Raw genomic sequence first — 26,294 nt, forward strand, 5'->3', positions numbered from 1 at the left:
GACGACTGAAGTCGTGCTCGCTGCGCTGCGTATTGGTGACGATGGCGCCGATGCTGCTGTTGGTGAACAGGTTGCGCTTGACGCGCAGCACGCTGTGGTTGGTCGAGGGCGCCGTGACGGATGGCCCACCGGGAATCGGCAACTCGGCGCGTTCGGTCTGCACATTCATCACGCCGACCGTGTACTCCCCCACGCGCCCCGACAGCTTGCCCGCCGCGAGAATCGGCACCTGCTGCCCCTCAGCCAGGCCGATGCGCCGGCTGTAGAACATCATCGTCTCCTGCTCGAGACCGACGGTGAAGAGCCCGGCATCCTCCAGGAAGAAGTCGCGCCGCTCGGGGAAGAACAGCGGGAAGCGCGTGAAGTTGATCACCTCCTGATCGGCCTCGACCTGCGCGAAGTCGGTGCGCACCGAGACGGTGCCACGGAGGTTCGGCGTGAAGTCGTACAGGATGTCGCCACCGACGTTGAAGCGCGGGTCGGACGATCCGGGCCGGTAGCTGCGTCGTCCGCCGGCGAGCATGTACGGTTCGGCCTCCCACTTGGCGTAGGCGGCATCGGTGCGGATGCCGATCAACTGCCCGAAGCGCTCGGCCCGCCACGTCGCACGCCCGCCCAGCCATCGCGGGATCGGGGCCCAGTAGTCGGACTCCTGCTTGCGCCGGATGGCGCGACTGAGCTGCAGGCCCCACGTCATCGGCTGCTCGCCGCCAAAGCGCAGCGTCGCGAACGGGATGCGGAACTCTGCGGTCCAGCCATCGGCGGTCACCTGCGTGCGCACCTGCCAGATGCCGTTCCACGCCGTGTTGTACGACCGCGCGTCGGTGACGATGCCGTCGCGCCGGGTGCCGAGGGAGTTGGTCGAGAAGTAGTAGAAGTTGCGGTGGTCGTGGTAGGTGTCGAGATAGATCCCGATGTAGTCGTCGTTGGACAGCGGCGCGTCGCGACGCATGTCGAGCGCGATGATGCCCTTCGGATTGGCGTCGTGACAGGTGACGCCGAAGTAGAGCGCCTGCGCGTCCTGCACGACGCGGACTTCGGTCCCCTCGGTGGCCGCGACGCGGTCGAGGGGCGCGTACTGCCAGAACCGCGTCGCCGGCTGGGCCTGCTGCCACACAGCCTCGTCGAGCACGCCGTCGACCTCGACGGTCTCCCCCCCGGGGATGATGTGGACGTTGAGCTGATCCGGCGTCGGCAGGTCCGGACGATCGTCGTCCTGGGCGCGCGATGTGACGGGGAGCAACAGAACCAGCAGCGCGCAGAGGGTCAGGCGCGTCGCCGTCGATGCGCGCGGGCTCAGCACGACGCGCGACGGAGTCTGGGGGGGCAGCGAGACGAGGGGCGGGTCATGGTCGGGCGCGGCAGCAGGGCCGCGGGTGCAAGGATAGCCGCTCTGTCGGCCGCCCGCGCAGGTCGACTCGCACGGGAGGCAGGTAGACTGGCCACGACATGCTCCCGGTGCTCCTGGTCCTGCTGCTGTCGCTGCAACCGCCGGCCCCTGCCGCGCCGGCGACACCGCCCCCACCGCCCGCGTCCGGCTTCACGGCGACGACGCTCGTCTCGGGGCTCGGCCTGGGGTATCAGCTCGTGCTCGCCGATCTGAATCGCGACACGCGACTCGACGTCATCGTGGTCGACGAGCGCGCGCAGGATCTCGCCTGGTACGAGAACCCGACGTGGGAGCGGCACGTGCTGGCGACGGCGGTGCCGCGCGTCATCAACCTCGACACCCACGATCTCGACGGCGACGGCATCCCCGAGATCGCGATGGCGCACCACTTCGAGACGGTGCCGGCACGGAGCGTGGGTCAGGTCGTGCTCCTCACCCACGGCGAGGACCCGCGGCAGCCGTGGACCGTGCGGCCGATCGACACGGTGCCGACGGCGCATCGGGTGCGGTGGATGCGCGTAGAGAGTGGCAAGGCGCCGTGGCTGCTCGTGGCCCCGTTTGCCGGGGCGGGAGTGCTGGCGCCGACGTACGGGGGCCGCACGCCGATCTTTGCCTACCGCCCGGGCACGTGGACCCGGCAGCGCATCTCGTCGACGCTCACCGGGATCGTCCACAGCATCCATCCGGTCGAGTGGACACCCGGCCGATGGCAGATGCTGACGGCGAGCTTCGACGGCGTGCAGCGCCTCGTGCCGAAGGAAGGCGAGTGGACGCACGTGCCGATCACGTCCGGCAACCTCGAGCCGTGTCCGCGCTGCGGGACGAGCGAGGTCAAGGTCGGTCGGCTCGGCGCGCGCCGCTTCCTCGCCACCATCGAGCCCTTCCACGGCAACCTGGTGGCCATCTATCTGGATCGGCCGGCCGGATGGGAACGGCTGGTCATCGAGCGCGCGATGAGCAACGGCCACGCACTCGCCGTCGCTGATCTCGATGGTGATGGCAATGACGAGGTCGTCGCCAGCTTTCGGGGCAAGAACCCGCGCGTCTCCGTGTATCGCGCCACCGATGCGACAGGGACGCGGTGGACACCCACGGTGCTGAGCCAGGACACGGTGGCCGGCGCCGACTGCAAGGTCGCCGATCTCACGGCCGACGGTCGCCCCGACATCGTGTGCTCGGGAGCGTCGACCGGCAACGTCGTGCTGTTCACCGCGAGTGGGCCGCGCTGAGCCCGACGCCACCTCGCGTCATGACCACGGAAAGGTGCCTGTTCCCCATGTCTCAGCTGTCACATCGCCTCTCGACGCTGGTCGTGCTCCTCGGGCTCTCCACCATCGCCCACGCGCAGCCGCGTGAGGGTCTGCTGACGGGCGCTCCCGATCCCACGGGCGTGGCGACCACGAACGCCGCTGGCGAGACCGTCTACTACGTCGCCGCCACGGGGCGCGGGGTGCAGCTGTTGCGGAGCACCGACCTGGTGCGGTGGGAGTCCGTCGGGCGCGTGTTCGACGAGGCCGTGCCGGCGTGGGCCAAGCGCGAGATTCCCGGCACCGAGGGCATCTGGGCTCCCGATCTCAGCTACCACGGCGGGCTCTACCACCTGTACTACAGCATCTCGACGTTCGGCAGTCAGCGCTCGGTGATCGGCCTGGCCGTCAACCGGGCCCTCGACCCCGCCAGTCCCGACTACAGGTGGGAGGATCGCGGCAAGGTCGTCGAGTCGTCGGCAGAGACATCCGACTTCAACGCCATCGACCCCGCGCTGCTGGTGGATCAGCAGGGGCGCTGGCTCCTGTTCTGGGGCTCGCACTGGACCGGGCTGAAGATGGTCGAGGTCGATGCGGCCACGGGCAAGCCGAGGCCTGGTGCGGCCATCCAGCCGGTGGCTGCCCGACCCGACACGACGTCGCACGCCATCGAGGCGCCGTACGTGCTGTTCCGTGGCGGCTACTACTACCTCTTCGTCTCGTGGGACGGCTGCTGCGATGGCGCGAAGAGCACCTACAAGGTGATGGTGGGCCGCAGCCGCTCGGCGACGGGTCCGTACCTCGACGCCGCGGGAAAGCGGATGCTCGACGGCGGAGGCACGCTGGTGCTCGAAGGCGACGAGCGCTGGCGCGGCCCCGGACACAACGGCGTGCTCGAGAGCCGCGCCGGACAGTACCTGCTCCATCACACCTACGACGTCCAGCATCTCGAGGCCCAGCGCATCCTGCAGGTGCGACCACTCACGTGGACCGAGGACGGCTGGCCTCGCGTCGGGGCACCGGTGGCCGCGCCGCGTCGGTCCCGCTGACCGCGCCGAGGGCCCGTCGACCGGTCGGACGCGTCGCCGCGAGCGGTGGCTGGCGGCGGTCGTGCGCGGCAACGACCACCGCCAGCGGTCAGAAGCGCACGCCGACACCCGCTGAGACAGCCAGGTTCGACGACGTGCAGTCGCCGACGGGGCATGGGGGCGCCGTGCTGCGATGCCTGACGATCAGACTGCCGACGTCGACGCGTGCGAGCCATCGCGGTGAGGCGTAGACCTCCACGACACCGCCGACGTCGAGGGCGAACTCATTGCGGTACTGGGGCACCGCCAGCAGGGCCGCAATGCACACATCGCCCAGGCACTCGACGCCACGATCGGTCAGTCGAGTGACACCGGGCCGCACCTTGCCGAACACCCCGACGCGTTGACCACGGTACCCGGCCTTGATGCCCGCCAGTGCCGTTGACCGTCGTCGGTGATAGCGAATGCCGAGCCTCTGCCCGTCGATGGCCCCGTCGGTCACCTCGAGTTGGTCCCGCGGGATGAACTGGTACTCGCCTTCGACGCTCAGCCACCGGGTCACGTCGACCGTGACGCGGCCCCCGAGCCCCACGTTCGCGTCCGAGTTCTCCAGCGTCAACACCTGGACCTGGGCTCCCAGCGTCACACGGGGTGCCGCAGGCTGCGCCAGTGTTGTTCCGACATCAAGGGCCAGCAGACACACGAGTCCCGCCGCGGCCGGCACGACCCCTTCGAATCGACACATGTACGACTCCTGAGCTACGCGCTGGCGACGCGCGTCCAGAGTAGTGCAGACATCACGGATCTGGAGCACGATTGGTCCCAGGCAACGCGCGGGACGCCGACCGGTGGGACCGCGTCCTAGCCGGGGCGTGTCGACGTCACCCGTGCCCTTCTTGCGATCGATCCGCCAGTACGCACCCGACCCGGCGCGGCCGCCGCGCCGCTGGGTGCTGGTGCTGTACGACCAGCTGCGCCCACCGCATCCGTTGCTGACCGGGCTCGCGGCCGACACCGGCGTCCTGTACATCGAGACGTCAGCCAAGCCGGCGCGGCGCGCCTACCACGCGAAGAAGCTGGTGCTGCTGCTGAGTGCGATGCGGCACGACGCCGACGCGCGTGGACGCGCGGGCCACCCGGTCCGCTATCACGTCTCGGAGGCGTGGTACGACGAGGCCCTGCAGGAGATCCGCGACCGTCATGGCATCGCACGCGTCGAGATGCTGGCGCCCGCGGAGGCGGAGGTGCGCGAGCCGATCGCCGCACTGCCCTGGGTCGTGCAGCATCCCAACTCGCTCTTCCTGACCGACGCGGCCTTCTATCGTCGGGTCTTTCCGCGGCCGGGTGGCCGCCGGCTCGAGACGTTCTACCGCGCGGCCCGCAAGGCCACCGGCCTGCTGATGGACGAGGCGGAGCCCGTCGGAGGGTCGTGGAACTACGACGCGGAGAACCGGAAGCCGTGGAAGGGCACGCCACCCGTGCCGCCGATGCCGTCGTGGGCGCCCGATGCGATCACCCGTGAGGTCATGGACCTCGTGCGCACCCGGTACCCGCAGTCGCTCGGCACGGTCGACGGCTTTGCCGAACCCGTCACCGCGGCGGACGCCCTGCGCGCGGCCGACGACTTCTTCGCGCATCGGCTCGCATCGTTCGGGCCCTTCGAGGACGCCATGGTGGTCGACGAGCCGGACCTGTTCCACTCGCGCCTGTCACCGGCGCTGAATCTCGGGCTGCTCGATCCCCTCGGGCTCTGCCAGCGGGCCGACGCGTCGTACCGCGCCGGCGCGGTGCCCCTGGCCTCGGCAGAGGGGTTCATCCGGCAGATCCTGGGGTGGCGCGAGTTCGTCCGCCACGTCTACGAGGAAGACCGGACGCTCTATGCGACGACCAACGCGCTCGACGCGACGCTGCCACTGCCATCGTGGTACTGGGGCGAGCGCTCGGGCCTGCACTGCCTCGATACCACCGTCGCCCAGGTGCTCGCCACCGGCTACAGCCATCACATCACGCGGTTGATGGTGCTCTCCAACATCGCGACGCTGCTCGGCGTCGACCCGCACGCGCTGAACCACTGGTTCTGGGTCGCGTATCTGGATGCCTACGAATGGGTCGTCACACCGAACGTGGTCGGCATGGCGACCTATGCCGACGGCGGACGCCTCGGCAGCAAGCCCTACGTGTCGTCGGGCAAGTACATCCAGCGCATGGGGCCGTCGCTCTGTGCCGGCTGCGCCTACGATCCCGCCAGGACGACCGGGCCGCGTGCGTGCCCGCTGAACCACCTCTACTGGGACTTCCTCGAGCGGCAGCGCGAGCGGCTCGCGCGCAACATGCGGATGCAGGTGCCGCTCGCGGCGCTGCGACGACTGGATCCCGCCGTCATGGCGGAGCATCGGGCGGGGGCAGCGACGTGGCGTACGGCGGCGCAAGAGGGTGGTGGGGCCCATGACCAGAGCACGCACGACTGACGACACGCGCCGCGGCTTCCTGCGTACCGGCCTGGCCGCCGGTGCGTTCGCGCTGTTCCCTCGCACGCAGGCCCGCGCCGCAGACCTGCCGCTCATCACGAAGCCGATTCCCTCGACCGGGGAGCGACTGCCCGTGATCGGCCTCGGCACCATCTGGTATAGAGACGCACAGTACGCGCAGTTGCGTCCCGTGCTGCAGCGCCTCGGTGAACTCGGCGGGACGCTCATCGACACGGCGGCCGGGTACGGCGAGAGCGAGGGCGTCATCGGCCGTGCCCTCGCCGAGCTCGGCACGCGTGACCGCATGTTCCTGGCGACCAAGTTCGATCGCGGCGGCACGGTCGTCAGCGGCCCACCCGCGACTCCGGCGCCAGGCGCACCACTGACGCCGGCGACCACGCCGCTCCCCGGCCCACCCCCAGGTGTCACGCGTCCCGGGCGCGATGGGATCGGCGGCCGTGAGAGCGTCGAGCGCTCCCTCCTACGCTTGCGAACCGACCGCATCGACCTGCTGCAGGTGCACAACATGCACGGCACCGACGAACTGATGCCCCTGCTCCAGGAGTGGAAGCGAGCCGGGCGCATCCGCTACATCGGGCTGACGACGTTCAATCCTCAGCAGCACGGACTCGTGGCCGAGACGATGCGGCGGCTGCCGATCGACTTCGTGCAGGTGGACTACTCGATCGGCAATCGGGCCGCGGAGCGGGAGATACTCCCGGTGGCGGCTGAGCGCGGCGTGGCGGTGATGGCCAATGTGCCGCTCGGACGCGCCACGTTGCTGACGCGCCTCGCAGAACGCCCCCTGCCTGCCTGGGCGGCTGATCTCGACGTGACCAGCTGGAGCCAGTTCCTGCTGAAGTACGTCGTCTCGCACCCGGCCGTGACGTGCGCGATCCCCGGCACCACACGCGTGGCGCACCTCGAGGAGAACATGCACGCCTGCCGCGGACGTCTGCCGGACGCGGCGATGCGGCGACGGATGGAAGCGCTCTGGGACGAAGTGATCGCCTGAACGCGCCGCCTCGCGGCCAATGGCCGGCATGTCGTCACGCCGCAGGCTCCCGGCCCGCGACGTCAACGGTCATGCCGGAGTCGTCTGCCAGATGTCGGCAGCACGGCTCTCGCAGTGTGCGGCGCGTCCAGGCGACACGTCCGTCAGCCGAGTGACCTCGGCGCGCGCGCGAGCGCGCTGCGCCGCAGCAACGGCCGGCGGAACATCACCACGGGTGGGGTGACCGCCTCGCTCGGTCGTCGCCTCGGCGCGTCCGCGTGGTGGGGTGCGCGGACACCCGCCTGGTCGAAGTCGATGAAGGTGATGACCCCGCGCGACGACTGCTCGAGCGGCGGCATGACGACGCCCGGATGTCGCGCCGCGAGAGCCTCCCACTCGGCGTGACGATGCTGCAGCGACTCGTGCTGGTGGAACACCGGGATGAAGCGGCCCTCGACCGGCAGTCCGCGCCAGCGGACGGCGTCGACGATGGTGTCGAGCAGGGTGCGGCGGGAGACGCCGGGCTGCTCCGGGCGGCAGAGCGCCCAGATGCCCGACAGTTCGAGCGGTGTGGCCACCTGCAGGACACCCGACGACAACCAGTCGCGCACGGCGCTGACGGCCCCGGGCGCCGCGTCGGGACGATGCTCGATCCAGATGCCGTTCAGCATCAGGTCACCCACCGACGTCCGGGTGCGCTGCACCTGCCGCAGGCCTGCCAGATCGGAGAGCAGGCGCGGCAGATGGTCGATGCGCGAGACGATGGCGAACGTGTGCATGGTCTACTCCCCTTGTCCGAGCGAGTACCCGGCCCGGCCGTCGATCGTGTAGAGATGCTCGGTCTTGATGACGTGCAGGCCATGACCGTGCATGGCGGCCAGCAGCGGCAGCACGTGGTCGAAGGACACCGCGGCGCCGTCTTCGCTCGGCACGCAGCGGGCTCGCCAGTGGTCGGTGCAGTAGGTCTCCGGGATGCCGTCGGGATAGACCTTGACGCCGCGGTTGGTGATCATCTTCAGGCGCCACGACGGCGGCGCGGCAGCTTCGACCAGGCGCCCCAGCTGATTCGGATCGCGACCGTCCTCGTTCCAGTCGAGGAACACATCGACGCCGACCATCGCCTTGTCGACCGTGCGGGCCGGGGCGGCCGCCACGGAGATGCCGCCCGATCGATAGTGGACGGGCGCGAGCGTGCGGGGCTGCTCGCCGAGGCGCTCGATGACGGCCGTGGTGAAGGCCTCGGTGCCGACCAGGCGCCGACTCGCGCCGCTGCGGAAGATGTCGGCCGGGTGCAGGCCGCTCTCGAGGGTGCACAGCCACGCGTTGGCGATGGTCTCGGCCCGCTCCGCCTGACCGAGATGCACCAGCATCTGGGTGGCGGCCAGCAGCAGGCCCGAGGGATTGGCGATGCCCTTGCCGGCGATGTCCGGCGCCGACCCGTGCACGGCCTCGAACATCGCCGTCGTCGTGCCGATGTTGGCCGAGCCGGCCAGGCCGACCGATCCGGCGACCAGCGCGGCGATGTCCGAGATGATGTCGCCGTAGAGGTTCAGCGTCACGATGACGTCGAAGGTCTCCGGCTGCGACGCCAGCCGCGCGGCGCCGATGTCGATGATCTGATGGTCGGCGGCGATGTCGGGGTACTCGGCCGCCACCTCGTCGAAGACCCGATGGAACAGGCCATCGGTGATCTTCATGATGTTGTCCTTGGTCATGCAGGTGACGCGCCGACGGCCGTAGGCCCGGGCGTACTCGAAGGCGTAGCGCACGATCCGCTCCGAGCCGGACCGGGTGACCAGCTTGAGGACCTGCGTGACGTCGGCCGTCTGCTGGTGCTCGATGCCGGCGTAGAGGTCCTCCTCGTTCTCGCGGATGATGACGAGGTCGATGCCGGGGTGCGGCGAGGCGACGAACGGCGTGTAGGCGCGGGTCGGCCGGACGTTGGCAAACAGGTTCAGCGCCTTGCGCAACGTCACGTTCAGGCTCTTGTAGCCGCCGCCCTGCGGGGTGGTGATCGGGCTCTTGAGGAGCACGCTGTTGCGGCGGATGGTGGCCCACGCGTCGGCCGGGATGCCCGAGGTGTGACCCGCCTGGTACATCCGCTCGCCGATGTGGATTTCGTCGATGCCCAGCCCTGCCCCCGCGGCGTCGAGAATCCGCAGGGTCGCTTCCATGATCTCGGGACCGATGCCGTCCCCGCGCGCGACCGTGATCCGTGTCGTCTCCGTCATGCTGCCTCCGAGCCCGACGATAGCGGAGGCGACTGATCAACTTCCAATTGATAGTTGACGACGCTCTGTTCACTTCTATAGAACGTTCACATGATCAACTTCGGGCACCTCCGGTACTTCTGGGCCGTCGCCCACGAAGGCAGCCTGACGCGGGCCGCCGCCGCGCTCAACGTGTCGCAGTCGGCGGTGTCGGTGCAGATCCAGAAGCTGGAGGCGTCGCTGGGGCGGCCGCTGTTCGAACGTCAGGGCCGGCGCCTGGTGCTGACCGAGGCCGGCCGGCGCGCGCTCGATCACGCCGACGCGATCTTCGAGGTCGGTGGGCGCCTGATGCGATCGATGCGCAGCGACACCCAGCCGGCGCGACAGGTCGTGCGCGTCGGGGCCGTGGCGACGCTGTCGCGGAACTTCCAGCTGGCGTTCCTCTCGCCGGCGCTGCATCGCCCCGACGTCGGCATCACGATCCGTTCGGGGGCGCTGCGCGTCCTGCTGCGCCTGCTCGAGAGCCATCAGATCGACGTGCTGCTCTCCAACGTCGCCCCGCCGCGCGACAAGGGCCTGCCGTGGCTGACACGCCTGGTGGCGCAGCAGCCCGTGTCACTGGTCGGTCATCGCGATCGCGTCGGCCGATCGCGCAACTGGCGGGCGTTGCTCGCCCGCGAGCCGCTGGTGGTGCCGACCCTGGAGAGTGGCATCCGGGCGGGACTCGACCTGCTGCTGCACTCGCTGGATCTCTCGCCGACCTTCGCCGCCGAAGTGGACGACATGGCCATGCTGCGCCTGATGGTCCGTCAGAACGTCGGCATCGGCGTCGTGCCCTCGATCGTCGTGCGGGACGAACTGGAGAGCGGCGACCTGCGGCAGGTCGCTCGGCTCCCCGGGCTGCGCGAGACGTTCTACGCCATCACGCTGCCCCGCCAGTTCGTCAACCCGATGGTCGCCGGCCTGATCGACGCGGCCGCGAGCGCCGATGCCGTCGCCACGCCCCTGCCCGCGGTGCGCCGACCCGCCGCCGGCCGGAAGTCCAGGGCGCCCCGGAGCTAGGCGCGGCCTGCCCCGTCTGACCAGCGCGACGCGTCGACGCGCTCGTCCAGCGGAGGCGCCTGGCGCACCAGCGACGCGATGACCGTGCGCAGATGGTCGATGTCGACCGGCTTGACCAGATGGTCGACGAACCCCGCGGCCGCCGATCGTCGACGGTCCTGCTCCTGCCCATACCCCGTGACGGCGACCAGCGCCGTGTGACGCAGCGTGGGGTCCTCGCCGAACCGGCGCGCCACCTCGTAGCCATCCATGAGGGGCAGCCCGATGTCGACCAGCGCGACGACCGGCAGGCAGGCGCGTGCGCGCGTCAGGGCCGACGGTCCGTCGTGGGCGGTCTCGGTCGCATAGCCGTCGGCATCCAGAATCCGCTGCAGGAGGTGGGCCCCGTCCTCGTTGTCGTCGACGATGAGGATGCGGGCGGCATCGCCGGGAGGCGAGCAGAACGGGACACCGACGTGCGCCTCCGGTGTCAGCGCACCCGAGGTGCCCATCGGCACCTGGATCGTGAACGTGGTGCCCTGTCCCGGCCCCGCGCTGTGGACGGCCGCCGTGCCGCCATGCAGTTCGACCAGACTCCGGACGATCGTCAACCCCAGGCCGAGACCGCCCTCGGACCGCGCCAGTCCGCGGCTGCCCTGAACGAAGGTGTCGAACACGGTGGCCTGCAGCGCGGCATCCATGCCGATGCCGTTGTCGCTGACCGCGAGCTGCAGCGTGCCGTCGACGTGCTCGGCGGACACGCGGACCCGACCGCCCGCCGGCGTGTAGTTGGCGGCATTGGTCAGCAGGTTGGCCACCACCTGGCTCAGGCGATCGGCGTCGGCCTCGATGACCAGGTCGGTCGGCACGTCGACCTCGAGGGCATGGCGCTGCTTCTCGAGCAGCGGACTGGCCGTCTCGATCGCCGCGGTCACGACATCGGCGACACGGACGGGCCGCCTGGTCAGGTCGATGCGCCCCCGGGCGATGCGCGCGACGTCGAGCAGGTCGTCGACCAGCCGCACCAGGTTCGCGAACTGACGTTCGATGATCGTCCGCTCCTGCTCGATGCCGGCGATGCCGCGCAGCTTGAGGAGCTCGAGCGCCGTGCGGATGGGCGCCAGCGGATTGCGCAGCTCGTGGCCGAGCATGGCGAGGAACTCGTCCTTGGCCCGGCTGGCCGCCTCGGCCTCGGTGCGCAGCAGGACCAGCTCGGTGATGTCGATGGTGATGCCGTCGAAGTGCACCGGCCGGTCGCCGTCGTAGCGCGCGTGACCGAGGGCCTTGATCCAGCGCTGTCGCCCGTCCGGGCCGATCGTCCGGTACTGCGCGTCGTAGGGCGTCCGGTGGAGGATGGCCGCTTCGATCGCCAGGCGGGTCGGCTCGCGATCGTCGGGATGCATCCACTGGAAGAAGGTGTCGATCGTGACGTCGGCATCGGCGGGCAGGCCGAAGTGCTCCTTGACCTGCGCGTTCCACACGAGGGCCGCGAACGGCAGGTCGCAATGCCACAGGCCGACCTTGCCGGACTCGACCGCCAGCGCCAGGCGGCGTTCGGCAACCTTGCGATCGTGGACGTCGATGACCGAGCCGACGAAGCCGACGAAGCGCCCGCCGTCGTCGAGGCGCGGCCGGCCGGCGTCGATGACCCAGCGGTACGCGCCGTCGTGCCGACGCAGCAGGTGCTCGAGTTCGAAGGGTGCCTCGGCGGCGGTCGCCCGTCGGAACAGCCGCTCGGCCTCACGCCGGTGGTCGGGATGGACGGCGTCGAGCCAGCCGAAGCCCAGGGCCTCGTGCTCGGTCTGTCCGGTGTAGTCGTACCACCCGCGCGACAGATAGGAACAGCGACCATCGACCTCGGTGCCCCAGAGCATGGCCGGCGCGGTATCGGCGAACTGGCGGCTCCGGGCGTCGGCGGCATCGGCCGCCGCGTCGGCACGGCGACGCTCGGCCTGGGCGCGGTGTTCGGCCGTGACGTCGCTGAACAGCAGGGCCACCCGGCGCTGCTCCGGTTGGCCGACGCGGGCCGCGTACACGGCGAAGGAGCGGCCCATCGCGTCGGACCCCTGGGTGAACCGCCGCGGTTCGCCGGTCAGCGCGACACGACCATACAGCTCGATCCACGAACGCTCGAGGTCTGGCACGAGGCTGAGCGCCGTCCGCCCCACGGCATCGACCAGCCCGGTGTGTCGCTCGAAGGAGGCATTGACCTGCAGGAAGCGATAGTCGTTCGGGTGACCACGCTCGTCGACCAGCACCTCGAAGACGCAGAAACCCTGATCGAACGCGTCGAGCAGCGTCGCGTAGTCGGACGACGTCACGACCGGATCGTGATCGCTCATGCGCGGCTCCGACGCGCCCCGTGCGCCGACGTGCACGGCCGAGTTCGTGTGGAGTGGGTCACGTCTCCTTCATACCACGCAGATCGCGAGGAGACGACGTCCCGCCCTACTGGGACTTGCCGCGCGCCGTCACCGGGATGACCCGCTCGACGCGATCCTTGCGGATGCCGTAGATCACGTCGTACAGGTTCACCACGGGATCGCAGTGCGGCACGATCAGCTCGAGGCGATCGCCCATGGCGTACGTCTTCGCCGGCCCTTCCTTGAACGTGATCACGCCGAACTCGTCCGAGCTGGCCGAGTAGTCGGCGCCGGGCTCACCGATGACGCCCGCGCGCGGCACGTTCAGCGTCAGGGCCTTGGCGCCCGCGTCGGTGGTCAACCGGCCGGGAAACCGGTTGTTGACCACGGTGGCCACGACGGTGAGCGACGAGGCGAAGTCGTCGAAGACCGGATGACCGTCCTGGCGGCCGATGGCCAGGTACTGCATGTCCATGAACACGTAACTGCCTACCTGCATGTCCGTGAAGCCCGGCACCAGGTGCTGGAGGTTGTAGGTGCCCGTGCCGCCGCCGCTGAAGATCTCGGTGTTCAGTCCGGCCTTCTTCATCGCCGCGTACGTCGCGGCGTTGGCTTCGATGTTGGCCAGCGTGCGCGCCTTGCGGGTCTCGAAACCGACGATGTGCTGCGCCCCGCCGTCGTACGACAGCAGGCCGCGCAAGGTCAGGCCGGGCAGGCCATCGACCAGCGTGGCCAGGCGCAGGGCGTCCTCGCCTGGCGGCACGCCGCTCCGTGTCCCGACCGCCACGTCCAGCACCACGTCGGCCGTCACACCGGCCTCCTTCGCGGCATCGGACAGGTCACGGGCATTGCGCTCGTTGTCCACCGCCTGGATGAAGGTGGGCGAGGTCTTGCGCAACTGCATGGCGCGGCGGATCTTGGTGGGCGACAGGTTGCCGGTCGTCATGCAGAGGCGGTCGATGCCCTGCGCGGCCAGGGCTTCGGCCTCGCTCAACTTGGCACAGCAGAGGCCGATGGCGCCGGCCGCGAGCTGCATCCGGGCGATGTCGGCGCTGCGGTGCGTCTTGGCGTGCGGGCGGGTCGCGATGCCGAAGCGCCGGGCAGCCGCCTGCATCGTGGCGATGTTCTGCTCGAGGCGATCGAGGTCGACGCAGAGAGCCGGCGTGTCGAGATCCCACTTGGAGAGACCGACGCCGGAAGGGGCCTGCACGAGGCGACTGGCGACGTCCGCGGTGGTGTAGCCCTTGGCAGGTCGCGGCACCCAGACGTGGGCGGCGAGGCCCGCCGCGGCCGACAGGATCGTGCGTCGCGAGGCTGCGCGGGAGGTCGACATGGCCATCACTCTACTCCGGTGCGAGCGATGGCGCGGCGGAACGGGCCCCGCGCGAGTGAGCCCCGGGCCGGCACGAGGCCGGCCCGGGTGATGCCGCGAACCTCAGGCGAGGTCGAAGCGATCGAGCGTCATGACCTTGTCCCACGCGGCCACGAAGTCGCTCACGAACTGCTCCTGCGCATCGTCGCTGGCGTAGACCTCCGCCAGGGCCCGCAGCTCGGAGTTCGACCCGAACAGCAGGTCGACACGGGTGGCGGTCCAGGCGACCGCGCCCGTGCCGGTGCTGCGTCCCTCGAACGTCTCGGCGGCGTCAGAGGTCGGCGTCCACGTCACCCCCATGTCGAGCAGGGTCTGGAAGAAGTCGGTGGTCAGCGTGCCCGGACGCGAGGTGAAGACGCCGTGCGCCGACTGGCCGGCGTTGGCGCCCAGCGCCCGCAGGCCGCCGACGAGCACGGTCATCTCGGGTGCGGTGAGGGTCAGCATCTGCGCCCGCTCGACGAGCAGGACCTCGGCCGGCACGGGATGTCCCGGCGCGAGATAGTTGCGGAACCCGTCGTGCGTCGGCTCGAGCACCGCGAACGACTCGACGTCGGTCTGCTCCTGGGTGGCATCGGTGCGTCCCGGCGCGAAGGGCACCAGCACGTCGTGCCCGGCGGCCTTCGCGGCCTGCTCCACGGCGGCGCAGCCGCCGAGCACGATCAGGTCGGCGAGCGACACGTACTTGCCGCCGGCGTTGAAGGCCTGCTGGATCCCTTCGAGCACGGGCAGCACCGCGGCGAGCTGCACCGGCGTGTTGACGGCCCAGTCCTTCTGCGGCGCGAGGCGGATGCGCGCGCCGTTGGCGCCGCCGCGCTTGTCGGTGCCACGGAACGAGGCCGCAGAGGCCCACGCCGTCGAGACCAGCTGCGACACGGTCAGCCCCGAGGCCAGCACCTGCGCCTTGAGCGCCGCGATGTCGGCCGAGGTGATGAGGGCGTGGGTGACCGGCGGCACCGGATCCTGCCAGATCAGCGGCTCGGTCGGCACTTCCTTGCCGAGGTACCGCGAGATCGGCCCCATGTCGCGATGGGTCAGCTTGAACCAGGCCTTCGCGAAGGCGTCGGCGAACTCCTGCGGGTGCTCGAGGAAGCGGCGCGAGATCTGCTCGTAGGCCGGATCCATGCGCAGCGCGATGTCGGTGGTCAGCATCATCGGCGCGTGCGACCTGGTCGGGTCGTGCGCGTCGGGCACGGTGCCTTCACCAGCGCCGTGCTTCGGCTTCCACTGGTGCGCGCCGGCCGGGCTCTTCGTGAGTTCCCATTCGTACCCGAACAGGTTCTCGAAGTAGTTGTTGCTCCACTGGGTCGGCGTCGTCGTCCACGTGACTTCGAGGCCGCTGGTGATGGTGTCACCGCCCTTGCCCGAGCCGTAGGTGCTCATCCAGCCGAGACCGAGCGCTTCGAGCGGCGCGGCTTCGGGTTCGGGGCCGACGTGCGTGGCCGGACCAGCGCCGTGCGTCTTGCCGAAGGTGTGCCCGCCGGCGATGAGGGCGACCGTCTCCTCGTCGTTCATCGCCATGCGAGCGAACGTGTCGCGGATGTCGCGCGCCGCGGCGACCGGATCGGGATTGCCGTTGGGGCCCTCCGGGTTGACGTAGATGAGGCCCATCTGCACGGCGGCCAGCGGGTTGTCGAGCTGGCGCTCGCCCTTGTAGCGCTTGTCGTCGAGCCAGGTGCGCTCGGTGCCCCAGTTGACCTGCTCGGGCTCCCACACGTCCTCGCGCCCACCACCGAAGCCGAAGGTCTTGAAGCCCATCGACTCGAGCGCGACGTTACCGGTCAGCACCATCAGATCGGCCCACGAGATCTTGCGGCCGTACTTCTTCTTGATCGGCCAGAGCAGGCGACGGGCCTTGTCGAGGTTGGCGTTGTCGGGCCAGCTGTTGAGCGGCGCGAAGCGCTGCTCGCCGGCCCCGGCGCCGCCGCGGCCGTCCTGGATGCGATAGGTGCCGGCGCTGTGCCAGGCCATGCGGATGAACAGCGGGCCGTAATGCCCGTAGTCGGCCGGCCACCAGTCCTGCGACGTCGTCATGACCGCTTCGATGTCCTTCTTGAGGGCATCGAGGTCGAGGCTCGTGAACTCGGCGGCGTAGTCGAACGCCGGCCCCATCGGATCACGCGCCGGCGGATTCCGATGCAGCACCTTCAGGTCGAGTTGATTCGGCCACCAGTCCTGATTGGTGGTCCCGGTGTAGGCCTTGGCCGAGAACGGGCACTTCGCTTCGCTGTCCATGATGACGTTGACCTCTGCGCGATGGAGGAGGAGTGGAATGGCCCGGCGATCAGGCCCGGGGCTGTGGCGGCCGGGCAGGCTTGCGCTCGCGCCGGCGCGGAGCGGGGTCGGCCACGGAGGCCGTCGCCGCCTGTGCGACACACTCCGGACACCGGCCCCAGTAGGCGACCTCGGCTTCGTCGATCTCGTACCCGAGCCCGTCGGGGGGCGTCAGGCACGGCGCGGCGTGGACCGCGCAGTCGACGTCGACCAGTCGGCCGCAGATGCGGCAGATGAGATGGTGATGGTTGTCGCCGACGCGATCTTCGAAGCGCGCCGGCGATCCGGCGGGCTGGATGCGCCGGATCAGACCCTCGGTGACCAGCAACCCGAGGGCGTCGTAGACCGACTGCAGGGAGATCGTGCCGATCTCCGCGCGGACGATCTCGGCGACGCCGTCGGCCGTGATGTGGGGCTGACCCGCCACGGCGCGCAGCACCGCGAGGCGCTGGGCCGTGACCTGAATCCCGCGTTGGCGCAGAAGGTCAGCCGTGGACACTCGGGAAGTATAGCTCCAGATTTGGAGTCACTCAACACGCGGATCGGCGGCGACCACCGGCCGGCGGGGCTGCTGCAGCGCATGCATCTCGCCCAGCTCGGGCTCGGTGCCCGTCAGCCAGCCCTTCGCCATCTCGAACAGCAGGACCGGACGCGGCGAGTCGACAGCGAGGAACTCCGCCGCATGCACGGTGATGCCGATGAGGACAATCCGCGGGTCGTCCGCGGTGCCATGGCGTGGGTCGCCCTCCTCGTCGAACCACATCGACCAGTCGGGCGCGTAGAGCGCCTGGATCGTGGCCCTGTCCCGTGACAGCGTGGCCAGCCCGGACACGGAGATCCACTCCATGTTGCTGCTGCGGAAGAACGACAGGTTCACATGGGGATCGGCGGCGATCTCGTCCAGTTTCGCCGTGCCCTCGCGGGTGACCAGCCACAGGTCGGCGCCCGGCGCCGCCTTCTGCATGGCCATCGCCCGCGACCGCAGATGGCCGTCCGCGCGGCGCGTGGTCATCATCGCCATGCCGATGTCGTCGATCTTCTCGTAGAGTTTCGTCAGGGTGGACATGGCCTGCCCGAGTGCAGGATGCGTGCCCGGGCGGGTGCTGTTTGCGCCGGCCGCGCGCCTGCGACAGGATGAGCGCCATGCCCGAGCCTGTCGCCCCCGCTCCCAGTCGCCGCGTCGGTCGCCGACGCTTCCTCCAGGCCACGGCGATTGCCGGAACCCTGCCCGCGCTCACCGGCCCGGCCAGTGCCGGCGGTGCGGCGCCAACCCAGCCGGCGGCCACCGGCGTCGCGGCCACCGGCGCGGACGTCGGCTCGCTCTTCCCGTTCATCCGGTCCCAGGCCGTGCAGAAGGACTTCCCGCTGTCCTTCCTGCACCCGCGATTCCGCACGGTCGCGGACTGGAAGCCGACAGCCCGCGGCACATTCCTCGATCTGCTCCACTACGCGCCGCCCCCATGCGATCCGGCCGCCGAGACGGTCGAGCGCGTCGACTGCGGCGACTACGTGCGCGAGAAGGTCTGGTTCAACACCACGCCCGACATCCGTGTGCCGGCCTACGTGCTGGTGCCCAAGCAGGCCCCGAAGCCCGCGCCCGCGATCGTGGCGTTGCACGATCACGGCGGCTTCTACCTGTGGGGCAAGGAGAAGCTCGTCGCCATCGACGGCGAGCATCCCGTCTTCACGGCGTTCCGCGAGCGCTACTACGGCGGCCGCGCCATCGCCATCGAGATGGTGCGACGCGGCTACATCGTCGTCGTCACCGACATGTTCTACTGGGGCGATCGCCGCATGCAGCTCGACGACGATCCAGCCGACTGGCGCGATCGTCCGGCGACGATGTCGTCGGATCGCATCGATGCCTTCAACGCGCGCGCCAGCCAGAACGAGCAGCTGGTCGGACGCACGCTCTACACCGCCGGCATCACCTGGCCCGGCGTGATGTTCTGGGACGACGTCCGGACCGTCGACTACCTGCGCTCGCGCCCCGATGTGGATCCGAACCGGATCGGCTGCGTGGGCCTGTCGGTCGGCGCCGTCCGCTCGGCGCACCTCGCGGCCCTCGACGACCGCATCAAGGCCGGCGTCGTGGTGTGCTGGATGACGTCGTTCCCGGGACAGCTGAAGAAGCACGTGCGCAACACGATCGGCCACACCAAGGTCGTGCCCGGCCTGCTGCGCCACATGGACTATCCCGACGTCGCGTCCCTCGCGATGCCGACGCCCCTGCTGCTCATGAGCGGGACCAGGGACGGGCTGTTCGACCTGGACGCGGTGAAGGCCAGTTTCGCCACCCTGAACGCCTGTTACGCCAAGGCGGGCATCCCCGAGCGCTGCCGCACGCAACTGTATGACAGTCCCCATCAGTTCAACGCCGAGATGCAGGCCGAGGCGTGGGCCTGGCTGGCCCGCTTCGTATGACCCGCAGACACTTCCTCACGGCCACGATGGTCGGCCTGATTGGCAGGCGCGCGCCGCTGCACGCGCAGCCGCGCCCAGCGATGCGCGAGTACGACGTGCTGCGCCGGTTCCCCGCGGGACGCCTCGTCTTCGAAGCCCCGGACGCCCAGGGGCTGATGGGCACCAACAAGGTCCACGGCATGTGGATCGAGGCCGGGCCGCAGCGTGGCAGCTGCCGCAGCGTCATCTACGCCGTCGTGCAGGACAACCTGCCCGCCGCCGATCAGGCCTGGCGCGGCATCGAGGTCGCCTTCTCGCATCAGCTCGAGGACGGCCGGTTCGAGGCCAACCTCCGGCCCAACGGCCAGAGCGCAAAGCCGTACGGGGCCGCCGTCGAGACCGCCTTCTTCTTCATGCAGGAGTACATGCGCGCGGTCCTGGTGATTCGCCAGTCGCCCCATGCGGCACACTTTGCCGCCCGCATCGCCGCCCTGCAGCCGAAGGCCAGACGGGCGATGGACTTCATCAGCGGCGGTGTCGAGACGATCATGCGCGAGACCAGTCACGCGCCCAACCGGATCATCATCGGCGCCAAGGCGCTCGGACTCGGCGGTCTGGTCCTCGACGATCCGGCGCTCGTGCAGCAGGCCCGCACGCTGATGGCCCACGCGCTGACGCTGCGCGACGCCGACGGCGTCTTCGTCGAGAAGGGCGGCCGCGACTCCAGCTACAACATGGTGTCGGTGCTCTTCGGGCAGGTGCTCACCTTGCACGTGCCCATGCCCGAGGCCGAGGCGGCCTTCGCCGGAGCCATGGCGTGGCAGATCTCGCGGGTCCTGCCGTCGGGCGAGGTGGACGTGCGCAACAACTCCCGGACGGGCGTCGGCAAGGAGGTGTCGTACGGCGGCGCGCCCAAGACGGTCAACTACACCGAGATGCTGCAGGCACTGACGCTCTATGGCCTCGTGCATCAGGATGCCGCGGCGCTCGCCGCGGCCGACCGGGTCCAGGCCTACATGCAGCGCCAGTGAATCCCATACACTGGGCGCCGTGACGACGCATCGCATCGCGCTGTACCCGGGAGACGGCATCGGCACGGAGGTCGTCGACGCGACGGTCGTGCTCCTCGACATGGTGGCCCGCACGACAGGACGCTTCGCCCTGGCGTACGAGTCGTTCGACTGGGGCATGCCCCACTACGAGCGTCACGGCCGCGTCGCGCCGGAGGACTTCCTGACCACGCTGCGCCCCTTCGACGCCATCTTCCTCGGCGCGGTGGGGTGGCCGGCACGGCTGCCCGACCATGTCACGCTGACGCCGCTCATCCGCATGCGGCAGGCCTTCGACCTCTACGCCTGCGTCCGCCCGGCACGGACGTTCCCGGGCGTCACCGGGCCACTCCGTCGCACCGACCCGATCGACGTCGTCGTCGTGCGCGAGAACTCCGAGGGCGAGTACATCGACAATGGCGGCATCGTCGCCGCCGGCACGCCTGGCGAAGTGGCGGTGCAGACGGCCATCCACACCCGGCGGGGCGTCGAGCGGATCCTGCGGTTCGCCTTCGATCTCGCCCGCACCCGGCGCCAGCGGCTGACGATGATCACCAAGTCGAATGCGCAGCGGTACGCGTACGTGTTGTGGGATCGGGTGCTGGAGGAGATCGCGCCGCAGTTCGCCGACGTCCAGGCCGACAAGCTGCACATCGACGCCGCGACGCTCGAACTGGTGCGGCGCCCCCACACCTTCGACGTCATCGTCGGATCGAACCTGTTCGGCGACATCCTCAGCGACCTGACCGGCGGCGTGACCGGCAGCCTCGGGCTCAATCCGTCGGCCAACCTCAACCCGGAGCGACGGTTTCCCTCGCTGTTCGAGCCCGTGCACGGATCGGCTCCAGACATCGCCGGCCAGGGCATCGCCAATCCGACCGGGGCGTTCCTCAGCGGCGCGCTGATGCTCGAGTGGCTCGGCGAGACCGACGCGGCCGGCATGGTGCGCCAGGCCGTCGAGCGAGCGCTGGCGGCGGGTCATGCCACGCCGGACATCGGGGGCACGCTCTCCACCACGCAGTTCACCCGCGCCGTCGTCGATCACCTCGTGCCCTGATGGCCTGGCGCGTGGCGGTGCCGGTGGTCGCGGGTGTCGTCGTGGCCCTGCTGCCCGTGCCCGACGGCCTCAGCCAGGCCGCGTGGCACTACGTGGCGGTGTTCATCGCCGTCATCCTCGGTCTGATCACCGAGCCCCTGCCGCCGTCGGCCGTCGGCTTCATCGGTGTGACGGTGGCCGCAGCGGCCGGACTCCCGTTCTCCGAGGCCCAACGGGCGGCGCCCGGCTTCCGGCTGCCGGCCGAAGCCGTGCGCTGGGCCCTTGCTGGCTTCTCGAACAGCACCGTGTGGCTGATCTTCGCGGCCTTCGTCTTCGCGATGGGCTACGAGAAGACCGGGTTGGGACGACGGATCGCCCTGCTGCTGGTGCGGTCCCTCGGGCATCGGACGCTCGGCCTCGGGTACGCGGTGGCGCTGTCGGACGTGCTGATTGCGCCGTTCACGCCGTCCAACACGGCTCGCAGCGCCGGCATGATCTATCCCGTCATCCGGCACATCCCCGACCTGTATGGGGCCGGCACCGGCCAGGCGACGCGCGAACTCGGCGCCTACCTGATGTGGGTGGCGTTCGCCACGACGTGCGTGACCAGTTCGATGTTCGTCACGGCCCTCGCGCCCAACCTGTTGCTGCTCGATCTGGCTCGCAGCACGACGGGCATCACCATCACGTGGACCGAGTGGTTCGTCGGCTTCCTGCCCGTGGGCGTGCTGCTGATCCTGCTGGTGCCCTGGATCACCTGGCGGCTGCACACGCCGGAGGTTCGCGAGAGTGCGGCCGTCCCTCGCTGGGCGGCCGACGCGCTGGTCGCCATGGGACGCACCAGCCGTCGCGAGGCGGGCATGGGTGCTCTCGCCGTGATGTCGCTCGCGCTGTGGATCTTCGCGACGGCGGTGATCGACGCGACCCTCGTCGCGATGATCGCCGTCTCCCTGATGCTCGCACTCGGCATCGTCTCCTGGGAGGACATCCTCGGCCATCGGCCCGCGTGGAACGTGCTGGCGTGGTTCGCGACGCTGGTGGTGCTGGCCGACGGACTCAATCGCGTCGGCGTGGTCACCTGGCTGGGGCACGGGACAGCGGCGTGGCTGGTGGGCTACTCGCCCACTGTCGTGATGCTGTGGCTGGTGGTCCTGTTCTTCGTCATGCACTACGCCTTCGCGGGCATCACGGCGCATGCGACGGCCGTGGCCCCCGTGATGCTGGCGGCTGCGGCGGGCGTGGACGGCCTGCCGATCCGGCCGTTCGTGCTGTTGCTCGGGTTCTCGCTCGGCATCATGGGGGTGCTCACGCCCTATGCGACGGGGCCGGCACCGCTCTACTACGGGTGTGGTTTCATCGCCCGCCGCGACTTCTGGCGGCTGGGCGCGCTGTTCGGGTTGCTGTTCCTGACGACGCTGCTCGCCATCGGCGCGCCGTGGGTCCTGGCATCGGCCCGCTGATGGCGTGCCGACCCGGGTGCGCACGCCGGTCGCGCGAGCGGCGCGGAGTCGTGGTAGAACGCTGACAACGAACGCCAGTTCCCTTCATCCGGAGGCAGGTCCCTCGTGCGCATCGTCCCTGTTCGATCCTGGCTCGCTGCACTGGCCGCGCTGGCCCTCGCGTCTGCAGCCGGGGCCCAGCCCTCGTACGACCTCCTGCTGAAGGGCGGGCACGTCATCGATCCTCGCAACCGCATCGACGCCGTGATGGACGTCGCCGTGGCGGGCGGCAAGATTGCGGCGGTCGGTGCCAACATCGATGCCGGCCTGGCTCGGCAGGTCGTCGATGCCCGCGGGTTGTACGTCACGCCAGGCTTGATCGACATCCACGTGCACGTCTTCGCCACCACGGGCATGAAGGATGCGTGGGCCGGCGACAACAGCGTGCTGCCGGACGGCTTCAGCTTCCGTACCGGCGTGACGACCATGGTGGATGCGGGCAGTTCGGGGTATCACAACTTCGAGGACTTCCGGCGAACGGTCATCGATCGATCCCGCACGCGCGTGCTCGCGATGCTGAACATCGCCGGGTTCGGCATGCTGACCGACACGCCCGAGCAGAACGTGCACGACATGAACCCGAAGGCCACGGCCGACATGGCGATCAAGCATCGTGACGTCGTGGTGGGCATCAAGTCGGCGCACTATCAGGGGCCCGAGTGGGTCTCGGTGGATCGCGCCATCGAGGCGGGCACCACGGCCAACGTCCCCGTGATGGTCGACTTCGGGTATTTCCGCGAGGAGCGCCCCTACCACCAGCTCGTGACCGAGCGGCTGCGACCCGGGGACATCAGCACGCACATGTTCAGGGGGCCGGTCCCGTACATCGATGCGAAGGGCGCCCTGCTCGGCTACCTCCAGCGCGCGCGGGCGCGCGGCGTGCTCTTCGATGTCGGCCACGGTGGCGGCAGTTTCGTGTTCCGCACGATGGTGCCGGCGACCAGGCTCGGGTTCTACCCCGACACGATCTCCACCGACCTGCACACGGGCAGCATGAACGGCGGCATGATGGACATGCTGACGACGATGTCGAAGTTCCTGGTGACGGGGATGCCCCTGGCGGAGGTCGTGCGCGCCTCGACGGATGCGCCCGCGAAGACGATCAAGCGTCCCGAGCTCGGGCACTTGTCGGTCGGTGCGGAAGCCGACATCGCCGTGCTGCGGGTGATGACGGGGACGTTCGGGTACGCCGATGGCGCGCGCGGCACGCTGACCGGTGATCGCCGACTGATCGCCGAACTCACGGTGAAGGCGGGTCGCGTGGTGTGGGACTGGAACGCACGGACGGGGACCGACTACACCACGATGCCGGCCACGTACGGCATCCGCGACGTCGACCGCATCATCGTGCCGACGCCGTAGACACCACGAGGCGCAGGCCGACTCTTCTGCCGCCCCTCCGTCTTCCCATGACGCCACCCCGCCTCCATCGTCGCGATGCCCTGAAAGCGCTGCTCAGCGTGTGGGCGGCGGCGCCGGTCATCGCCGCGCCGCGCGTGGCGACCGGCGGGGTGTTCACCGCGCAGGGCGAGCCGCCGCAGGGCCCCTGGCGGGGACCGCGATCGGTCACGACGGCGATCGGCACTGGCGTGGCCGGCTTCTCGCCGTCGCAGGTGAACAACCCGTACGGACTGGCGTTCGGCCCGGATGGCTGGCTGTATTTCTGCGATCTGGACAACCAGCGGATCAGGCGCCTCGACGTGCGGACGGGGCGCACGGAGACAGTCGCCGGAAGCGGGCGGCGAGGCTACGCCGGGGATGGCGGGCCAGCGACCGAGGCCGCGCTGGACATGCCGCACGAGGTGCAGTTCGACGCGCACGGCAACCTCTACATTGCAGAGCGTGACAGCCATGTGGTGCGCAAGGTGGATGCCGTCACCAAGCGGATCTCGACGTTTGTCGGGACGGGTGTGGCGGGGTTCTCCGGCGATGGCGGCCCGGCGGCGCGGGCGCAGTTGCGGGCACCGCACAGCATTGCGGTGGATCCGGATCGGCGCTCCCTGCTGATCTGCGACATCGGCAACCATCGCATCCGGCGGGTCATGTTCGCCACGGGACGCATCGAGACGATCGGCGGGACGGGAGCGCGTCGGCCGACGACGGACGGCGCCCCGCTGCGAGGGACGCCGCTGAATGGCCCACGCACGTTCGCGTTCGATGCACGGGGCGATCTCTACCTGGCACTGCGCGAGGGCAACGCGATCTATCGCGTCGATGCGACCACGGCCCGCCTGCATCACGTGGCAGGGACCGGGGAGCAGGGCTACTTGGGGGATGGGGGCCCGGCGCGAGTGGCGAGACTTGGCGGGCCAAAGGGTCTGGCCTGGGGAGGCGGGGTGCTCTACGTCGCCGATACCGAGAACCACGTCATCCGGGCGATCGACCTCGGGACCGGCGTGATCCGGACGGTGCTCGGCACCGGCACGGCTGGTGATGGGCCCGAGCCCGATCCGCGGCACTGCGCGCTGGCACGGCCCCACGGAGTGCTCGTCGATTCGCAGGGAGTGGTGTACGTTGGCGACAGTGAAGCACACCGCATCCGCGCCCTCCGCTGACCGTCTCGCCGCCGAATGACCACCTACAGTTACATCGACACTCCCGAGGCGCTCGACGCGGCGGTCGGGCGGCTCGGCACGCAGACGCTGCTCGGCATCGACACCGAGGCCGCCGGCTATCACCGCTATCTCGATCGCATCAGCCTGATCCAGATCTCGTCCCGCGCGGAGACGGTGCTGATCGACCCGCTGGCGCTGACCGATCTCGGATGCCTTTCGACGGTGCTCGGCAACGAGCGCATCGAGAAGGTGTTCCACGATGCCGACTTCGATCTCCGCATTCTCGACCGCGACCTCGACCTGCGCGTTGTCTGCCTCTTCGACACGCAGATCGCGGCGTCGTTCCTCGGCGACCGGGGCCTCGGTCTGGGTGCGGTCGTCGAGACGCATCTCGGCCTCACGTTGCCGAAGGCGTTCCAGCGGGCCGACTGGGCCGAGCGGCCGCTGACCGAGGGCATGAAGGAGTACGCCGCCACCGATACCGTGCATCTGGCGACGTTGCGCGACATCCTGCGCGACAAACTGTTGGCGGCGGGGCGGCTGGCGTGGGCCGAGGAGGAGTTCGAGCGGCGCGCGCAGACGCGGTGGGTGGCCCCGGACAAGACCGACGCCTTCCTGCGCATCAAGGGGGCGCGTGACCTGTCACCGGGCGCCCTGGCGATTCTCCGCGAACTGCACGCGTGGCGGGAGGCAGTAGCCGAGGAACGTGACCAGGCGCCCTTCCGCATCGTGTCGAACGAGGCGCTCCTGGCGCTGTCGACCGAGGCGCCGACGTCGGTCGTCGGCCTGCGCAAGATTCGCGGGCTGTCGAGCGGCCTGATCGACCGTCGGGGCCGCGATGTGGTCGCGGCGATCGCGCGAGGACTGTCGGTGCCCGAGGCGGAGCGTCCGCGCTTCCCGCGTCCGGAGCGGTGGCAGCGCGACCCCGAGGTGGACGCGCGGGGTGACCGGCTGCGGGAGGCCAGGGGACGCGTGGCAGAGGCGCTGAATCTCGACCCGGGCTTCATGGTGTCGCGCGGCCTGCTCGACGAGATCGCCCGGCTCAATCCCGGGTCCGTCGACCAACTGCGGGAGGTGCCCGGGCTGCGCCGGTGGCAGGTGGAGGTGCTCGGCGCGGAACTGGTCGCGGCCCTGCACGCCCCGACGCGCTGAGAGCGCGCGACGCGGGGGCGGCGAGGTAACCGGGCGGCCGGCTGAAGAGCGGGCGCTCGCTGGGGCCGGTCCCCATGATGTTCATCCCGAGCTGGTCGCGCGGCGGAGGCGGCAAGCGACGTCGCACGCGTGCAGAAGCGCAGGGCGCACCGCGGGCGTTCGCTCGCGGGAATCCGCGCACCGCCGCTCGTCTCACCCTGCACTCGCGCTGGCGGT

The 26,294-nt window shown here is 70.0% G+C and carries 21 protein-coding genes; 12 read left to right on the forward strand and 9 right to left on the reverse strand.

What is annotated here, in order from left to right:
• On the reverse strand, window positions 1-1,303 hold a 1,303-nt coding region (locus Q0C41_RS17795), incomplete at its 3' end, for a DUF5916 domain-containing protein (RefSeq protein ID WP_291985868.1).
• Between the two features lie 146 nt (window positions 1,304-1,449).
• Between Q0C41_RS17795 and Q0C41_RS17800 the strand changes: the two genes are divergently transcribed.
• Window positions 1,450-2,619, forward strand: a complete 1,170-nt coding sequence (locus tag Q0C41_RS17800) for a VCBS repeat-containing protein (RefSeq protein ID WP_291985870.1) — start codon at window positions 1,450-1,452, stop codon at window positions 2,617-2,619.
• 47 nt (window positions 2,620-2,666) lie between these two features.
• Window positions 2,667-3,686, forward strand: coding sequence for an arabinan endo-1,5-alpha-L-arabinosidase (locus tag Q0C41_RS17805; protein WP_291985872.1), 1,020 nt, complete (start codon window positions 2,667-2,669; stop codon window positions 3,684-3,686).
• Between the two features lie 88 nt (window positions 3,687-3,774).
• Here Q0C41_RS17805 and Q0C41_RS17810 read toward each other — a convergent pair whose 3' ends face one another.
• On the reverse strand, window positions 3,775-4,410 hold the full coding sequence (locus tag Q0C41_RS17810; protein ID WP_291985874.1) for an outer membrane beta-barrel protein: 636 nt from the start codon (window positions 4,408-4,410) through the stop codon (window positions 3,775-3,777).
• Window positions 4,411-4,552: 142 nt separating this feature from the next.
• Here Q0C41_RS17810 and Q0C41_RS17815 point away from each other — a divergent pair, with 142 nt between their 5' ends.
• On the forward strand, window positions 4,553-6,133 hold the full coding sequence (locus Q0C41_RS17815) for a cryptochrome/photolyase family protein (protein ID WP_291985876.1): 1,581 nt from the start codon (window positions 4,553-4,555) through the stop codon (window positions 6,131-6,133).
• A complete protein-coding gene (locus Q0C41_RS17820) occupies window positions 6,111-7,148 on the forward strand; it encodes an aldo/keto reductase (protein WP_291985878.1) in 1,038 nt (345 codons plus the stop codon). Before Q0C41_RS17815 ends, Q0C41_RS17820 begins: the two co-directional genes overlap by 23 nt.
• A 143-nt stretch (window positions 7,149-7,291) precedes the next feature.
• Here the strand turns inward: Q0C41_RS17820 and Q0C41_RS17825 are convergent, their stop codons facing one another.
• Together Q0C41_RS17825 and Q0C41_RS17830 are read right to left on the reverse strand one after the other, a co-directional pair.
• Window positions 7,292-7,906 carry a hypothetical protein gene (locus tag Q0C41_RS17825; RefSeq protein ID WP_291985880.1) on the reverse strand — a complete coding sequence of 205 codons (615 nt, stop codon included), beginning with the start codon at window positions 7,904-7,906 and terminating at the stop codon, window positions 7,292-7,294.
• A gap of 3 nt (window positions 7,907-7,909) precedes the next feature.
• A complete protein-coding gene (locus Q0C41_RS17830; RefSeq protein WP_291985882.1) occupies window positions 7,910-9,358 on the reverse strand; it encodes an NADP-dependent isocitrate dehydrogenase in 1,449 nt (482 codons plus the stop codon).
• A gap of 90 nt (window positions 9,359-9,448) precedes the next feature.
• Between Q0C41_RS17830 and Q0C41_RS17835 the strand changes: the two genes are divergently transcribed.
• Entirely contained in the window at window positions 9,449-10,399 is a 951-nt protein-coding gene (locus Q0C41_RS17835) for a LysR family transcriptional regulator (RefSeq protein WP_291985884.1), read from the forward strand.
• Here the strand turns inward: Q0C41_RS17835 and Q0C41_RS17840 are convergent.
• The 5 genes from Q0C41_RS17840 to Q0C41_RS17860 form a co-directional block, all read right to left on the reverse strand.
• The gene (locus tag Q0C41_RS17840; protein ID WP_291985885.1) at window positions 10,396-12,720 is read right to left on the reverse strand and encodes a PAS domain S-box protein; all 2,325 of its coding nucleotides are present in this window, start codon (window positions 12,718-12,720) and stop codon (window positions 10,396-10,398) included. The genes Q0C41_RS17835 and Q0C41_RS17840 overlap by 4 nt on opposite strands.
• Window positions 12,721-12,826: 106 nt before the next feature.
• Window positions 12,827-14,080 carry a DSD1 family PLP-dependent enzyme gene (locus Q0C41_RS17845; protein ID WP_291985887.1) on the reverse strand — a complete coding sequence of 418 codons (1,254 nt, stop codon included), beginning with the start codon at window positions 14,078-14,080 and terminating at the stop codon, window positions 12,827-12,829.
• Window positions 14,081-14,176: 96 nt separating this feature from the next.
• The gene (katG, locus tag Q0C41_RS17850) at window positions 14,177-16,345 is read right to left on the reverse strand and encodes a catalase/peroxidase HPI (protein WP_291985889.1); all 2,169 of its coding nucleotides are present in this window, start codon (window positions 16,343-16,345) and stop codon (window positions 14,177-14,179) included.
• A gap of 49 nt (window positions 16,346-16,394) precedes the next feature.
• Window positions 16,395-16,883: a Fur family transcriptional regulator gene (locus Q0C41_RS17855; RefSeq protein WP_291985891.1), complete on the reverse strand. Its 489-nt coding sequence runs from the start codon at window positions 16,881-16,883 to the stop codon at window positions 16,395-16,397.
• Window positions 16,884-16,910: 27 nt separating this feature from the next.
• On the reverse strand, window positions 16,911-17,450 hold the full coding sequence (locus Q0C41_RS17860; protein WP_291985893.1) for a pyridoxamine 5'-phosphate oxidase family protein: 540 nt from the start codon (window positions 17,448-17,450) through the stop codon (window positions 16,911-16,913).
• Window positions 17,451-17,527: 77 nt separating this feature from the next.
• Here Q0C41_RS17860 and Q0C41_RS17865 point away from each other — a divergent pair, with 77 nt between their 5' ends.
• The 7 genes from Q0C41_RS17865 to Q0C41_RS17895 all read left to right on the forward strand — a co-directional run bounded on the left by Q0C41_RS17865 (window position 17,528) and on the right by Q0C41_RS17895 (window position 26,078).
• The gene (locus tag Q0C41_RS17865) at window positions 17,528-18,808 is read left to right on the forward strand and encodes an alpha/beta hydrolase family protein (RefSeq protein ID WP_291985895.1); all 1,281 of its coding nucleotides are present in this window, start codon (window positions 17,528-17,530) and stop codon (window positions 18,806-18,808) included.
• Window positions 18,805-19,818, forward strand: a complete 1,014-nt coding sequence (locus Q0C41_RS17870; protein ID WP_291985897.1) for a hypothetical protein — start codon at window positions 18,805-18,807, stop codon at window positions 19,816-19,818. Before Q0C41_RS17865 ends, Q0C41_RS17870 begins: the two co-directional genes overlap by 4 nt.
• A 19-nt stretch (window positions 19,819-19,837) precedes the next feature.
• A complete protein-coding gene (locus Q0C41_RS17875) occupies window positions 19,838-20,893 on the forward strand; it encodes an isocitrate/isopropylmalate family dehydrogenase (RefSeq protein ID WP_291985899.1) in 1,056 nt (351 codons plus the stop codon).
• Window positions 20,893-22,332 (forward strand): DASS family sodium-coupled anion symporter, encoded by a 1,440-nt coding sequence (locus Q0C41_RS17880; protein ID WP_291985901.1) that lies wholly within the window; start codon window positions 20,893-20,895, stop codon window positions 22,330-22,332. The genes Q0C41_RS17875 and Q0C41_RS17880 overlap by 1 nt, the downstream gene beginning before the upstream one ends.
• A 105-nt stretch (window positions 22,333-22,437) precedes the next feature.
• The gene (locus tag Q0C41_RS17885; RefSeq protein ID WP_291985902.1) at window positions 22,438-23,733 is read left to right on the forward strand and encodes an amidohydrolase/deacetylase family metallohydrolase; all 1,296 of its coding nucleotides are present in this window, start codon (window positions 22,438-22,440) and stop codon (window positions 23,731-23,733) included.
• A 47-nt stretch (window positions 23,734-23,780) separates the two neighbouring features.
• Window positions 23,781-24,926: a hypothetical protein gene (locus Q0C41_RS17890; RefSeq protein ID WP_291985904.1), complete on the forward strand. Its 1,146-nt coding sequence runs from the start codon at window positions 23,781-23,783 to the stop codon at window positions 24,924-24,926.
• A gap of 15 nt (window positions 24,927-24,941) precedes the next feature.
• On the forward strand, window positions 24,942-26,078 hold the full coding sequence (locus tag Q0C41_RS17895; RefSeq protein WP_291985906.1) for a ribonuclease D: 1,137 nt from the start codon (window positions 24,942-24,944) through the stop codon (window positions 26,076-26,078).
• The last annotated feature ends 216 nt before the right edge of the window (window positions 26,079-26,294 follow it).

The organism is Luteitalea sp. (genome assembly GCF_022842525.1).
In the GTDB taxonomy this organism is placed as follows: Bacteria; Acidobacteriota; Vicinamibacteria; order Vicinamibacterales; family Vicinamibacteraceae; genus Luteitalea.

Bases quoted from the DNA above. Each gene is read 5' to 3' on its own strand.
- katG (WP_291985889.1), bottom strand. From the start codon at position 16,345: ATGGACAGCGAAGCGAAGTGCCCGTTCTCGGCCAAGGCCTACACCGGG.
- Q0C41_RS17860 (WP_291985893.1), bottom strand. From the start codon at position 17,450: ATGTCCACCCTGACGAAACTCTACGAGAAGATCGACGACATCGGCATG.
- Q0C41_RS17825 (WP_291985880.1), bottom strand. From the start codon at position 7,906: ATGCACACGTTCGCCATCGTCTCGCGCATCGACCATCTGCCGCGCCTG.
- Q0C41_RS17835 (WP_291985884.1), top strand. From the start codon at position 9,449: ATGATCAACTTCGGGCACCTCCGGTACTTCTGGGCCGTCGCCCACGAA.
- Q0C41_RS17890 (WP_291985904.1), top strand. From the start codon at position 23,781: ATGACGCCACCCCGCCTCCATCGTCGCGATGCCCTGAAAGCGCTGCTC.
- Q0C41_RS17895 (WP_291985906.1), top strand. From the start codon at position 24,942: ATGACCACCTACAGTTACATCGACACTCCCGAGGCGCTCGACGCGGCG.
- Q0C41_RS17880 (WP_291985901.1), top strand. From the start codon at position 20,893: ATGGCCTGGCGCGTGGCGGTGCCGGTGGTCGCGGGTGTCGTCGTGGCC.
- Q0C41_RS17830 (WP_291985882.1), bottom strand. From the start codon at position 9,358: ATGACGGAGACGACACGGATCACGGTCGCGCGCGGGGACGGCATCGGT.
- Q0C41_RS17845 (WP_291985887.1), bottom strand. From the start codon at position 14,080: ATGGCCATGTCGACCTCCCGCGCAGCCTCGCGACGCACGATCCTGTCG.
- Q0C41_RS17865 (WP_291985895.1), top strand. From the start codon at position 17,528: ATGCCCGAGCCTGTCGCCCCCGCTCCCAGTCGCCGCGTCGGTCGCCGA.
- Q0C41_RS17805 (WP_291985872.1), top strand. From the start codon at position 2,667: ATGTCTCAGCTGTCACATCGCCTCTCGACGCTGGTCGTGCTCCTCGGG.
- Q0C41_RS17840 (WP_291985885.1), bottom strand. From the start codon at position 12,720: ATGAGCGATCACGATCCGGTCGTGACGTCGTCCGACTACGCGACGCTG.
- Q0C41_RS17820 (WP_291985878.1), top strand. From the start codon at position 6,111: ATGACCAGAGCACGCACGACTGACGACACGCGCCGCGGCTTCCTGCGT.
- Q0C41_RS17810 (WP_291985874.1), bottom strand. From the start codon at position 4,410: ATGTGTCGATTCGAAGGGGTCGTGCCGGCCGCGGCGGGACTCGTGTGT.
- Q0C41_RS17870 (WP_291985897.1), top strand. From the start codon at position 18,805: ATGACCCGCAGACACTTCCTCACGGCCACGATGGTCGGCCTGATTGGC.
- Q0C41_RS17800 (WP_291985870.1), top strand. From the start codon at position 1,450: ATGCTCCCGGTGCTCCTGGTCCTGCTGCTGTCGCTGCAACCGCCGGCC.